The sequence below is a fragment of the Celerinatantimonas yamalensis genome, assembly GCF_046054155.1.
GTDB classification, from domain to species: domain Bacteria; phylum Pseudomonadota; class Gammaproteobacteria; order Enterobacterales; family Celerinatantimonadaceae; genus Celerinatantimonas; species Celerinatantimonas yamalensis.
Genome location: NZ_JBEQCT010000002.1, coordinates 403,248 through 415,722, shown reverse-complemented (window position 1 = coordinate 415,722; position 12,475 = coordinate 403,248). Strand labels below are relative to the sequence as shown.

Sequence of the window (12,475 nt, the reverse complement as noted above, 5' to 3'; positions counted from 1 at the left end):
CTAGTCTTGACGGAAGCTGCTCCCATTATTTCTGCGAGTCTATCTACTTTCAGATTTCCCATTCCAACTTCAATATCTCAACCTCGATGCAATGACTTCTTACACAAAATAGACAATGTCGATCCTAATTTTGTGACGCTGTTTATATTTTGCTCAATTTTTAATGGACACCCTTATTTTCCTCGGTTAAGTTGATTATGAATAAATAATAATAACTGAATATATATTCAAAGGGTCGAAATATGAACAGTAAACTACTTAAAATAGGTGTCCTAGGCTTCTCCATGTTGTTCTCTGGTTGGGCTGCCGCCGATAACGGTTTAATCGCCATTATTACTCCGTCCCACGATAATCCTTTTTTTAAGTCCGAGGCGGTAGCTGCTCAGACTAAAGCGAAAGAATTGGGATACAAGACACTGGTTGCGTCACATGATGATGACGCCAACAAGCAAAATCAGTTGGTCAATATTGCCATTGCTCGCAAAGCCAAAGCCATTATTCTTGATAATGCCGGCGCTAATGTGACCATCGGTGCTGTTGAAAAGGCTAAAAAAGCAGGTATTCCTACCTTTTTGATTGATAGAGAAATTAACAAGACGGGGATTGCTGCAGCACAAATTGTTTCGAATAACTATCAAGGTGCCCAGCTTGGTGGTGCAAAATTTGTTGAACTTATGGGAGGTAAAGGCAATTACGTTGAGTTGCTCGGCCGTGAATCAGACACTAACGCCCATGTTCGCTCGCAAGGCTATCATGATGTACTGGATGACTATGAAGGGCTGAAAATGGTCGCTCAGCAAACAGCTAACTGGAGCCAAACAGAGGCTTTTACTCGGATGGAGTCAATGTTACAAGCTCATCCTGACATTAAAGGGGTGATTGCAGGTAATGACACCATGGCACTTGGTGCTGAAGCGGCGCTAAAAGCTGCGAACCGTCACGATGTTGTTGTGGTTGGATTTGATGGCAGTAACTATACTCGTGACTCAATCTTAAACGACAGCAATATTAAGGCGACCGTTTTACAACCTGCTTGGTATCAAGCTCAATTGGCCGTAATCGAGGCGGATAAATACATTCGTACCGGCTCAACTGGCGTGGCGGAAAAACAATTGATCGATTGCATCTTGATCGACAAGAACAATGCGAGCCGATTAGATCAGTTTGCTTTGAAAAAATAGCTAACGCTTGGCAAAGAGTGCATAGCCACTCTTTGCCAACCTAATAATGATTACAGAGGGTACGGGTATGTTTTTAAAACATATATTGCGCATCTTGTTTTCGATATCGTTAGCTATAACAGTAACTGCATGTCATGTCGTGAAATTAGATGCTCAAGGGAATCCAATTTTACCAGTTGACCCTAAAGCACAGCTATCATTTGATAATATGTCACCTAGTGATATTACTAATAAAATATGGCCAAAATTATTTGCGGAGGCTCAAACTAAAGCGATTGATTTAAACACGGCCATGCAGCTTAATCACAGTGACACCTATCATGTATTTGTAAAATTTGACGGGAAAGTGACCGCATATCAGCCTACAGGGTTAAAACGTTTATTAACTGTTTCAACCAACGTGGGTGATATTCAACTTAATTTCGGTCCAATGATATTAAGTAATGCGATTCGTGATGCATCATCCATTATTTCATTTGATGATGTTAAAAACCAAGTTCAGTTTGCTCGATTATCAAAAGCGATCAATAAAAAAGCTATTCACAATATTACCATTCCTGAAACATCATGGGTTAATTCGCCCATCCATGTTGTTGCTGCAGTATCGATCAATAATCATAAAATACTTGCTGCAATCCCTCTAATTATCGATAGGAGACAATAATGGATTCGATTGATCATGACATTATTATGAGGGCAGAAAATGTATCTATGGTGTTTCCTGGAACCAAAGCACTCGACGACGTTTCTTATAATGTCTATAAAGGTGCGGTTAATGTCATTATTGGTGAAAATGGTGCTGGTAAATCGACATTAATGAATATTTTGTCGGGTACGCAACTCCCTACATCAGGAACAATTTATTTAAATGAACAGCCCATTGTTATTAAGAATATTCGAGATGCATCAAACCATGGCATCGGTATGGTTCACCAAGAGCTGACTTTATCTGAAAATTTGTCGGTGGCCGATAATATCTTCCTCGGTCGGGAACATCAGCAGGGGATTCGTCCCATCGATAACAAAAATCAATATCAAATTACGCAAAAGTTGATGGCTCGCCTCAAACAAGATGTTAGTCCTGATGAGTTAGTCGGAAACTTGAAGGTTGGTCAGAAGCAGCTTGTTGAAATTGCAAAGTCGCTGGCTTATGAGGTTGATATTTTAATTCTGGATGAGCCCACATCGGCCTTAAGTGCCAAAGAGATCGCCATCTTATTTGATGTGATCAGGGATTTGACTGCCGATGGAGTTTCTATCATTTACATCTCGCATCGACTGGAAGAGCTGATGACGATTGGTACTTACATTACGATTTTACGCGATGGTAAGTTCCAATGTGAGGCGCAAGTAAAAGATATCAGCGTGCCATGGATTGTTCGGCAGATGTTAGGTAGCGACCCGGTAAGTAATTTTTTGCCTGAGAGGCGATCGTATGGCGTTAAGATCTTTGAAGCTGAAAATATCACGCTTGCCAGTGAATCAGAACATAAGCTTGTAGATGATGCTAGCTTTTATGTTCGAAAAGGCGAGATCGTTGGTATCTATGGTTTGATGGGTGCGGGTAGAACAGAGTTATTTGAATGTATTCTAGGTAAGCAGGAATATTCGGGTAAGTTTTATCTTAATGGGAAAATCATTCAAAATAAAGTGCGAACATCGGATCGCATAAAAATGGGAATTGGATTAGTCCCTGAAGATCGAAAACAGTCAGGCATATTCTCAGTTAGCTCAGTATCTAATAATTTAACCATCGCAAGTTTATGGAAACGATTAAAGGGTGTGGTCATTTCTAATGACGAAGAGCAACAAGCGGTGAAACATATTATTGGCGATTTATCGATTAAAGTGTCATCACCTGATATTGAAATTAATGCACTCAGTGGTGGGAATCAACAAAAGGTTGTAATTGGTCGAGCCCTTTTGACAGAGCCAAAATTACTATTATTAGATGAGCCGACTAGAGGAATAGATGTTGGCGCTAAAGGGGATGTATTTGAAATGATGGTTAAATTGTCAAATCAAGGTATTGGAATATTATTTTCAACATCAGATCTTAAAGAAATCATGTCGGTGTCTGACCGTATTATCGTCATGTCAAATGGCAAGATGACAGCAGATATTGCTCGTGAAAAAACAACTGAGTCTGATTTAGTTTTAGCCAGTGCACAAGGGTTTTAATTATGAAAACAGATGCCATTAAAAATACATCACCTGCACGCATGAGATTTAATTCCAGTCATGTTGGTTTAATGTTGCTCAAAATGAGGACCTTCATTGCGTTATTTATTATTTTAGCTTTTTTCACCTCAACGGTGGATGGTTTCTTAGAAACCGGAAGCTTAATTATTATGGTTAAACATGTTGCCATTAATGCCTTTTTAGCTCTAGGAATGACGTTTGTCATTATTACCGCAGGAATTGACCTTTCAGTGGGGGCTATTCTCGGGTTCTGTGGCATGGTTGCAGGCTATTTAATTGATCACGGGATTGTACTCCCCTTGTTTGGCATTGCTATTTTTCCAAGCGTTTGGGTGATTGTTCCAAGTGTGATGATTATTGGCGGGTTAATTGGTGCGGCTAATGGCTTGATTATTGTCCGTTATAACGTCGCGCCTTTTATTTGTACGTTGGGCAGTATGTATGTGATCCGTGGGGCTGCCATGTTGCTCTCAAACGGCGAAACGTTTCCCGGTCTGCAGGGGGATCCTCTGCTAGGTAATACTGGGTTTGAGCAAATTGGTTCTGGTCATCTACTCGGGCTTCCTTATGCTATTTGGATGATGTTTGTGATGGCCGGTATTATCGCTTATATCGCCAAAAAGCTTCCCTTTGGTCGTCATGTCTATGCCATTGGCGACAATGAGCGAGCCGCCGAGTTATCGGGAGTGAAGGTCAATCATGTCAAAATCTGGGTGTATACCATTTCTGGGCTCTGTGCTGCGATCTCTGGCATTGTGGTGACCTCTCAATTAGTGGCTAGTAACCCTGCGACTGGCACATCGTTTGAAATGAACGCCATTGCAGCGGTTGTTCTCGGGGGAACATCTTTAGCCGGTGGCCGAGGCACCATCATGGGCACGTTAGTTGGCGCCTTTGTGATTGGTATTCTGGCTGATGGCTTGGTGATGCTCGGTGTCAGTGAGTTCTGGCAGATGGTGATCAAAGGTATTGTCATTATCATTGCTGTGATCATCGATCAGATGCAAAGCCGACTACAGTACAAAGCTGCCATTTCAGCGCAGCAATAATAAGTTGACCTAAAACGAAACAGCGATTTTTTGTCAACAACATGAATATATATTCATATATGAATATATCTGGAGGATGATATGAATGCCCATCAATTGTCGATTGAGCAGTTAAAAGAGAAGGCGAGGGAGATCCGAAAAGATATCGTGATCTTAAATTCACAAAGTCCAGCAGGTGGACACACCGGAGCAGACTTGTCGCAAGTCGAAATTGTTACAGCACTCTATTTTCGTATTCTCAATTGTGGACCGGATCGCATCACTGACCCGCAGCGGGATATCTATATTCAATCCAAAGGTCATGCCGCGGGTGGCTACTACTGCTGCTTGGCTGAGGCGGGCTACTTTCCCAAATCATTGCTGCCTACCTATCAGTGTGCGGACTCTAAACTGCCGGGCCATCCTGTTCGGCATAAAACCCCAGGTGTTGAGTTAAATACTGGGGCTCTGGGACATGGATTGCCGGTAGCCGTTGGGCTGGCCATCGCCGCCAAAAAAAGTGGGAGTGATCGAAAAATTTACGTGGTTACTGGTGATGGGGAACTCACTGAGGGGAGTAATTGGGAAGCCGCGTTGGTTGCCGCACATTATCATCTCGATAATCTTATTATTATAAATGACCAAAATAGGCTGCAATTGGCTGGCTACACCAAAGACATCATGAATACTGATCCACTCGATGAAAAGTGGCGGGCATTTGGGATGGAGGTGAGTGAATGCGAAGGCAATGACGTGAGCTCAGTGGTTAGCGTATTAGAAAGTTTAAAAGCTAATGGTAAGCCGCATGTTGTGATTGCTCATACTATCAAAGGCGCCGGGATTTCGTTTATTGCAGGGCGACCCGAATGGCACCACCGTGTTCCCAAAGGGGATGAAGTTGATCGTGCATTAGAGGAGCTAAGTCATGGATAACAGAGAACATTTGGCAGATGTGATGGTAGAGCGACTGATATCTGCTGTTAACCGCGGTGTCGATTTGGTTCCCGTGGTTGCAGATTCAACGTCGACGGCTAAAATTGCCCCGTTTGAAAAAGCCTTTCCCGGTCGAATGATCAATGTTGGGATTGCTGAACAGGCGATGGTTGGCACAGCAGCAGGGCTTGCACTGGGCGGAAAAGTGGCAGTGACCTGTAATGCCGCGCCCTTTTTGATTTCACGATCCAATGAACAGGTTAAAGTTGATATCTGTTACAACAGCACCAATGTGAAGTTGTTTGGTCTTAATGCCGGGGCAAGTTATGGCCCTTTAGCCAGTACCCACCACAGCATTGATGATATCAGTGTACTGCGTGGGTTTGGCAATATCGAAATCTATGCCCCCGCATCGCCAAACCAGTGTCGGCAGATCATCGATTATGCCATCGAAAAGGTCGGGCCTGTCTATATTCGTCTCGATGGCAAGGCACTTCCTGAGATCTATCCTGATGACTATATATTTGTTCCTGGGCAAATTGATCTGTTGCGCCAAGGCCACGATATTACGTTGGTTGCAATGGGCTCTACCGCGCATGAAGTGGTGAGTGCCGCTCAAAGCCTAGATCAAGAAGGGATTTCGGCGCAGGTGATTAATATCCCGTCGATTCGCCCTTGTGATCGCGCGCAGCTTGCGCAGTTACTCGCTGATGTGCCGCTGGTTATCAGTGTTGAAGAACATAACATCAACGGTGGGATTGGAAGCCTTGTCGCTGAAGTGATTGCCGAGCAAGGCCTGGCCGTACGATTGCAGCGTCTGGGCATTGGTGATGGCGAGTATGCGATAGCTGCGGATCGAAACGATATGCGAGCCCACCATGGTATTGATGCAGCGCATATCTGTCAGCGTGCCAAAGAACTGTTGGGTGGAGGTGCTTGTGTCTAGTCCCTACATTTTATCGCTCGATGAGGGAACCACCAATGCCAAGGCGATGAGTATTGATCAACAGGGTCATATTCTAACCAAAGCCAGTGTTCCTGTGACGCTCAGCCATTCGCAGCCGGGCTGGGCGGAACAAGATCCGCAGGCGATTTGGCAGGCCCAGCTGGAAGCGATAAAGCAATGTCTAGAGCCGCTGGACATTCAACAACTCAGCGGTATCGCGATCAGCAATCAGCGAGAATCTGTGTTGCTATGGGAGCGCGCGAGCGGTAAGCCATTGACGCCGCTAGTGAGCTGGCAGTGTCGCCGTTCAGTTGATATTTGCGAGACGATAGCTCAGCAACCGGCAGCCGCTAACATCAAAGCGATCAGTGGCTCGGAGCTAGACCCGCTGTTTCCTGCATCTAAAATTGTCTGGTTGTTAGCGCACACTGAGCGAGGTTATGAACGAGCTCTGGCTGGGGAGATTTGTGCTGGTACTGTGGATGCGTGGCTCGTCTGGAAGCTAACCGGTGGGAAGCGCTTTGTTACCGACTATTCCAATGCATCACGTTATCAGCTGTTTAATATTCATCAGCTTCGATGGGACCCTCTCATGCTGGAATTGTTTCATATTCCAGAGCGCTGTTTGCCGGAGGTTGTCTCCTCCTGCGGCCCTCGAGGGGTAACATCGCACGTCCCAGGACTACCAGATGGTATCACCATCCACGCGCAGTTGGGTGATTCGCATGCCGCATTGTTTGGGCAGGGAGGCTTTTTACCAGGTATTGTGAAAGCCACTTATGGTACGGGCAGTTCATTGATGACTTTAATGAAACCGACTGAGCCGCCTGATCCGCGAGTTTCAACAACCATTGCCTGGTTCGACGAGCAGCCGTATTTCGCTATGGAGGGCAACATTACCCACACCGGCGCGGCGATCCAATATATGGCGAAGCTATTGGGTATTCACGATATTGATGAGTTCAGTCGGTTGGCGTGGAGCTCGCCTGAATATACGGGGGTGTATTTTATCCCTGCGTTATCAGGTCTTGGTGCACCGCACTGGCAACCTAAAGCGAAAGGAATGATTACGGGGTTAACTGATGCCTCGAGTCCGAGCATCTTGGCGCGTTCGGCGTTTGAGTCGGTCGCCTATCAAATTGCCGATCTGTTTTTCGCCATGCAGGAGGTTTGTGGTCATCCACTGGCACAGTTATCTGTTGATGGTGGCCCAACAAAAAACCAAGCGTTAATGCAGTTTCAGGCAGATTTACTGCAAGTTCCATTGATCAAAAATAATGTCGCGGAAGTCTCCGCTTTAGGCGCCGCCTATTTAGCGGGTAAATCATTAGGCTGGTGGCCCACCTATCAGGATATCGCGGCGCTAGAGCAGCACGTCGAAATGATCAAACCCAATCCTGATGCATCACTCATTCAAGCCAAATACTCAGAGTGGAAGGCACTCATTGAGCAAATTTGTCTGTAAAAGAAAAGGAATACATGATGAAAAATACTAACAAATTGTCTTTGGCTGTCCTGATTGGGAGCCGCAACTTTTTTCCGAGCTATTTGGTTGAAGATGCCCGTAACAGCATTCAGGCCATGTTCACTGAGATGGCTATTGAACCGGTGATGTTAAGCCCTGAACAAACGCCTTATGGGCAGGTTGAAACCTACCAAGATGCTAAAATTGCGGCGACGATGCTGAAAGCTAATCGCGATAAAATTGCAGGCATTGTGGTGTTATTGCCAAATTTTGGTGATGAAAAAGCGGTGGCTGATGCGATTCGAATGTCTGGATTGACGGTGCCAGTGCTCATTCAGGCTGAAGCAGACGATCTCGATAAAATGGGGCTTGAAACCCGCCGAGACAGCTTCTGTGGCAAGATCTCACTGTGTAATAATCTGCGCCAATATGGGATTACATTCAGTTTGACGACCCAACATGTGTGTAAAATTGAAAGTGATGTTTTTCGCACAGACCTAGATAAATTTGCGCGTGTTTGCCGCACTTATGCGGCGTTAAAAGGGTGTCGAATTGGCGCAATTGGCACACGACCAGCGAGCTTCAACACCGTCCGTTATAGCGAAAAAATGCTTGAACGACTTGGGATTAGCGTCGAGCCGATTGATCTATCAGAAATTTTTGCCAAGGTTGACTCACTGCGTGATGACGACTTGCGGATTATAGATAAGCTTGAATTGCTCAAAGCCAATGCTGATACTCGCTCAATTCCCCAAGATAAACTGCTCACGATGGCGAAGCTATTTGTTGTGATTGGCCAGTGGGTGAGCGATAACGATATTGATGCAACCGCTATTCAATGTTGGACTTCATTGCAGGAGACATTAGGTGTAAATGTCTGCTCGATTATGAGTGTGATGGCCAGCTCGTTTATTCCCAGTGCCTGTGAAGTGGATGTCATGGGTGCGATCTCGATGTATGCCTTAACCATTGCCGCTGATGAACCGACATCGATTGCCGATTGGAACAATAATTTTGGCGAGCAGCGGGATAAGTGTGTGTTATTCCATTGTGGTAACTTTGCGACCAAGCACTTGCATGAACCATTTATGAGTACTGCTGATATCATTGGTACAACCGTTGGCAATGAAAATACCTGCGGGGCGATTAATGGTCGGATGAAATCGGGGCCTTTAACCTATTTTCGTCTATCAACCGATGAGTTTAGCGCAACCATGAAAGCTTATGTGGGGCAAGGCGCACTCGTTGATGACGACCTTGAAACCGTTGGATGTCGCGCGGTCGCTCAAGTGCCTCATTTAGAAGAACTCTTGGCCTATATTTGTCAGAATGGATTTGAGCACCATGTGGCCTTTAATCATTCATCGTGTGCTGATGTGCTTTATGAAGTCTTTTCTAAATATATGCAGGTGGATTGTCATTACCACCACTAACACCGTTTTGTTTATAGGCATGTGTGGGCATGCCTATTTTTCCCTTTGCTTTATCTCCCTATATTGATTGGCGCAATGTGGCTGATGCGGTCAGTATGCAATCATGCATAAAAATGCTAAATTGCGCAGTTGAACAGGTTGAGTGATTGAGGATCTTTGAATGCTAAAAAGAGATGAACAGCGACTGTTAGTTAAGATTGCAACCCTCTATTATGAACAGGGGAAAAAGCAGTCAGATATTGCTAAGTTGCTCGATCTATCCCAGTCATTTGTGTCTCGCGCGTTATCTCGCTGCCTGAAAGAAAACCTCGTTAAAATTAGCGTGGTGCAACCAGCTAACATCTATTTAAACCTCGAAGCCCAATTACAACAACAGTTTGAGCTGAGTCAGGCAATTGTGGTAGATGTGGATGATCCGAACAACAAAGAACAGATTAAAAAGTCGATTGGTTCAGCGGCCGCCCATTACTTAGAGACCTCCTTGCATCATGATGATCTTGTTGGTATCTCATCGTGGAGTAGTACCATCCGAGCGATGGTTGAGCAATTGCATCCGACTAATGTGACAGCCCGGGGCGTGGTACAACTGCTTGGTGGGGTGGGTATTAATGGAAATATTCAGGCCACTATGCTCACTTACTCATTGGCTAATTTACTCAACTGTCATTCCTATTTATTGCCCTCTCAGAGTATTGAGCGGACGGTAGAGTATAAAAATCGGTTGCTGACCACTGAGGATGTAGGATCCGTGGTGGGTATGTTTAAAGAAGTTGATTTAGCGCTGGTGGGGATTGGTATGCTAGAGCCCTCCAGCTTATTAAAAACATCGGGCAATTATTATCAAGGCGATATGCTCGATCTTCTCTCCAAAAAAGGGGCCGTCGGCGATATTTGTTTGCATTATTATGATGAAAAGGGACAACCCGTCTTATCCGATGAGGATGATCCGGTGATTGGTATGGATCTGGCTTTGCTCAAGTCCTGTCCACGAGTGGTTGCATTAGTGGGTGGCAAAGACAAAACTCAAGCCATTAAGGGTGCATTACAGGGGCATTATATTGATGTTTTGATTGTCGACTATGCAACTGCCGAGCTCTTACTTCGCTGAAGGGTTATGCAAACATCGACTCCAGTTGGGGGAAAGGCCTCTTTCATCGATCAGCAAGTGGTATGTTTAGATCATTATTCTGTTTTACCTATTTAAATAGTGATTTAATCCCAAACAGACAGCATAGCGCTATTCATGCCTATGTTGTCTCAGCTTCGCCATTGACTTATGTTTTTCTCATGTAGCTTGAATTCGCACAGAACTAAAACCAGTCATTTTTTGTATAAGGTTTTGGTTTTCTTCTAGATGAGCTTTCTCGAAGTTGAATATGTGCTTCACGGATCATTTTTTTATGCTCAATTGGGGCGCCATTTAAACACTGCTTAATGACGTTATAGATATCTTTGGCCAATTCAGCAAATGGAATATCTACGTTGCTAAGACTTGGATAGAGGCTTTGAGCGACATCAAGGCTCCCTATACTGGCTATCGATAATACTTCCGGAATTTTAATTTTTCGACGAAGACATTCACAAATAATCGCATTAGCGATCTGAGTGCTACTGCATAATATCAATTGAGTTGTTGGCCATTGAAATAATATATCTGGCACTACACTTGATGATTTTGAAAAGTGAAAAGATTGAGGAATATTTAAGGTCTTTTCTGGATTGAGCCCTCTTGAAATCATCGCCCGTTGCCAACCAATGATTTGTTGTTTTATTTTCCAAATATCTGAATTGTCACAAACAAAACAAATATCAGAATAACCATGATCAATATGTTTAGTGGTGAGATCGTGCATCGATTTTTGTTGTGATATGCCAATATTAATATCTATCGGTGTGGGTATCTCTGATAATATTTCAATAACAGGTATATTAAGATCACTGAGTAAATAAGTTGTTTCTCCGCTATGCGGTGTTGCGGATAAAATAACAAAAGATGGTTTAATATAAGTTAATAGTTTTAACTTATTGGTTTCATCATCACTGTTACGGATAGACGAATCTATTAAAAAGTTAATATTGGCTTTATGTAACATATCTTGCAGTGCTGAGAATAGTTCAAAATAGGCTAGATAATCAGAGGAATGAACAAGGATTAGCCCAGTATTTTGCGTGAGTTTAGCTTGTATCGGGGTTAGATATCCCATTTCTAAGGCAACTTTTTCGACCTTTTGTCGAACCGCATCAGAGACTTTCTCTGGCGTTCGAAGTGCCCGAGAAACGGTCATATTCCCCACGCCAACTACTTTGGCGATATCCGCTAATGTTACTTGTTTTTTGCGGTTTATTTTTTTCTTGCTGTTCTCTTCCATGCACACTCCAAATCAACTTCTATCACAATGATATATATATCACATTTTTGATATAAAACTGCTATCTGATGTTATAAATAACATCGGTGTTTTTATTTTGTCGATCTATATCACATATATATGGGTAAATTTCTGTGTGTAATGTAAAAAATAGATGACCAAAAGGACTTGCTATGCTGACAAAGTTATTACCTAAATCGAGGATCATTTTAGTCGACTCTGTCTGTGATTGGAAAGAGGCGATTGATATATCTCTTCAACCACTTTTAGACGACGGGTGTATTCGTCCATCTTACAAAGAGGCCATCTTTAACATGCATGAGCAAATTGGCCCCTACTATGTATTAGGACCAGGCATCGCATTACTTCACGCTCGCCCGGAAGATGGTGTCAATCAGCTATCTTTGGGTTTAACCGTGATTCGAGATGGCGTCAGTTTTGGTGCTGATGAAAATGATCCTGTCAAAATTATCGTCACATTAGCTGCAACTGATAAAAACTCACATGTTGATATTATCGCAAATGTTTCAGAACTATTTATAAATGAAGACGATATTGCATCGTTAATAAAAAGTAAAAACATAACTGAAGTTTATTCAATTCTAGATAAATATTGAAAGAGAGAGAATTATGAAAATTACAGTCGTTTGTGGTAATGGATTAGGTAGTAGCTTAATGATGGAAATCATGATCAAAAAAATATTAGATGCAGAAAAAATAGAATATGAAATTGATCATGTCGACTTATCCTCTGTGCAAGGAACACACTCTGATATTTTTATTGGTACGCGAGATATCACTACTCAGTTTTCGGTTAAATCTGGCATGGTCGTATCGTTAAATAATGTAGTTGATCAAGTCGCAATGAAAGAGAAAATTTTAGCGGCGATTAAACAGCTCGAATCATAGGAGGTGATA

The 12,475-nt window shown here is 43.3% G+C and carries 12 protein-coding genes; 11 read left to right on the top strand and 1 reads right to left on the bottom strand.

Annotated elements, in window-relative coordinates; all coding sequences use genetic code 11:
• Nucleotides 1-242 precede the first annotated feature (242 nt).
• The 9 genes from ABUE30_RS06430 (at nt 243) to ABUE30_RS06390 (ending at nt 10,296) form a co-directional block, all read left to right on the top strand.
• The gene (locus tag ABUE30_RS06430) at nt 243-1,181 is read left to right on the top strand and encodes a D-ribose ABC transporter substrate-binding protein (protein WP_408622888.1); all 939 of its coding nucleotides are present in this window, start codon (nt 243-245) and stop codon (nt 1,179-1,181) included.
• 67 nt (nt 1,182-1,248) lie between these two features.
• Nucleotides 1,249-1,845, top strand: coding sequence for a DUF2291 family protein (locus tag ABUE30_RS06425; RefSeq protein ID WP_408622887.1), 597 nt, complete (start codon nt 1,249-1,251; stop codon nt 1,843-1,845).
• The gene (locus tag ABUE30_RS06420) at nt 1,845-3,362 is read left to right on the top strand and encodes a sugar ABC transporter ATP-binding protein (RefSeq protein ID WP_408622886.1); all 1,518 of its coding nucleotides are present in this window, start codon (nt 1,845-1,847) and stop codon (nt 3,360-3,362) included. Before ABUE30_RS06425 ends, ABUE30_RS06420 begins: the two co-directional genes overlap by 1 nt.
• A gap of 41 nt (nt 3,363-3,403) precedes the next feature.
• The gene (locus ABUE30_RS06415; RefSeq protein WP_408623193.1) at nt 3,404-4,432 is read left to right on the top strand and encodes an ABC transporter permease; all 1,029 of its coding nucleotides are present in this window, start codon (nt 3,404-3,406) and stop codon (nt 4,430-4,432) included.
• Nucleotides 4,433-4,513: 81 nt separating this feature from the next.
• Nucleotides 4,514-5,344, top strand: a complete 831-nt coding sequence (locus ABUE30_RS06410; RefSeq protein WP_408622885.1) for a transketolase — start codon at nt 4,514-4,516, stop codon at nt 5,342-5,344.
• Nucleotides 5,337-6,290 (top strand): transketolase family protein, encoded by a 954-nt coding sequence (locus ABUE30_RS06405; protein WP_408622884.1) that lies wholly within the window; start codon nt 5,337-5,339, stop codon nt 6,288-6,290. Before ABUE30_RS06410 ends, ABUE30_RS06405 begins: the two co-directional genes overlap by 8 nt.
• Nucleotides 6,283-7,755 carry an FGGY family carbohydrate kinase gene (locus tag ABUE30_RS06400; RefSeq protein WP_408622883.1) on the top strand — a complete coding sequence of 491 codons (1,473 nt, stop codon included), beginning with the start codon at nt 6,283-6,285 and terminating at the stop codon, nt 7,753-7,755. Before ABUE30_RS06405 ends, ABUE30_RS06400 begins: the two co-directional genes overlap by 8 nt.
• Before the next feature lie 14 nt (nt 7,756-7,769).
• The gene (locus ABUE30_RS06395; protein WP_408622882.1) at nt 7,770-9,188 is read left to right on the top strand and encodes an L-fucose/L-arabinose isomerase family protein; all 1,419 of its coding nucleotides are present in this window, start codon (nt 7,770-7,772) and stop codon (nt 9,186-9,188) included.
• Between the two features lie 160 nt (nt 9,189-9,348).
• Nucleotides 9,349-10,296, top strand: a complete 948-nt coding sequence (locus ABUE30_RS06390) for a sugar-binding transcriptional regulator (protein WP_408622881.1) — start codon at nt 9,349-9,351, stop codon at nt 10,294-10,296.
• Between the two features lie 202 nt (nt 10,297-10,498).
• Here the strand turns inward: ABUE30_RS06390 and ABUE30_RS06385 are convergent, their stop codons facing one another.
• Entirely contained in the window at nt 10,499-11,557 is a 1,059-nt protein-coding gene (locus ABUE30_RS06385; protein ID WP_408622879.1) for a LacI family DNA-binding transcriptional regulator, read from the bottom strand.
• A gap of 173 nt (nt 11,558-11,730) precedes the next feature.
• Between ABUE30_RS06385 and ABUE30_RS06380 the strand changes: the two genes are divergently transcribed.
• The gene (locus tag ABUE30_RS06380) at nt 11,731-12,174 is read left to right on the top strand and encodes a PTS sugar transporter subunit IIA (protein WP_408622878.1); all 444 of its coding nucleotides are present in this window, start codon (nt 11,731-11,733) and stop codon (nt 12,172-12,174) included.
• A gap of 13 nt (nt 12,175-12,187) precedes the next feature.
• Nucleotides 12,188-12,466, top strand: coding sequence for a PTS sugar transporter subunit IIB (locus ABUE30_RS06375; protein ID WP_408622877.1), 279 nt, complete (start codon nt 12,188-12,190; stop codon nt 12,464-12,466).
• Nucleotides 12,467-12,475 lie beyond the last annotated feature (9 nt).

What these genes read in the sequence shown, in the direction of transcription:
- ABUE30_RS06405 (WP_408622884.1), top strand. Translation starts at nt 5,337, where the DNA reads ATGGATAACAGAGAACATTTGGCAGATGTGATGGTAGAGCGACTGATA.
- ABUE30_RS06380 (WP_408622878.1), top strand. Translation starts at nt 11,731, where the DNA reads ATGCTGACAAAGTTATTACCTAAATCGAGGATCATTTTAGTCGACTCT.
- ABUE30_RS06415 (WP_408623193.1), top strand. Translation starts at nt 3,404, where the DNA reads ATGAGATTTAATTCCAGTCATGTTGGTTTAATGTTGCTCAAAATGAGG.
- ABUE30_RS06420 (WP_408622886.1), top strand. Translation starts at nt 1,845, where the DNA reads ATGGATTCGATTGATCATGACATTATTATGAGGGCAGAAAATGTATCT.
- ABUE30_RS06375 (WP_408622877.1), top strand. Translation starts at nt 12,188, where the DNA reads ATGAAAATTACAGTCGTTTGTGGTAATGGATTAGGTAGTAGCTTAATG.
- ABUE30_RS06385 (WP_408622879.1), bottom strand. Translation starts at nt 11,557, where the DNA reads ATGGAAGAGAACAGCAAGAAAAAAATAAACCGCAAAAAACAAGTAACA.
- ABUE30_RS06395 (WP_408622882.1), top strand. Translation starts at nt 7,770, where the DNA reads ATGATGAAAAATACTAACAAATTGTCTTTGGCTGTCCTGATTGGGAGC.
- ABUE30_RS06425 (WP_408622887.1), top strand. Translation starts at nt 1,249, where the DNA reads ATGTTTTTAAAACATATATTGCGCATCTTGTTTTCGATATCGTTAGCT.
- ABUE30_RS06390 (WP_408622881.1), top strand. Translation starts at nt 9,349, where the DNA reads ATGCTAAAAAGAGATGAACAGCGACTGTTAGTTAAGATTGCAACCCTC.
- ABUE30_RS06410 (WP_408622885.1), top strand. Translation starts at nt 4,514, where the DNA reads ATGAATGCCCATCAATTGTCGATTGAGCAGTTAAAAGAGAAGGCGAGG.
- ABUE30_RS06430 (WP_408622888.1), top strand. Translation starts at nt 243, where the DNA reads ATGAACAGTAAACTACTTAAAATAGGTGTCCTAGGCTTCTCCATGTTG.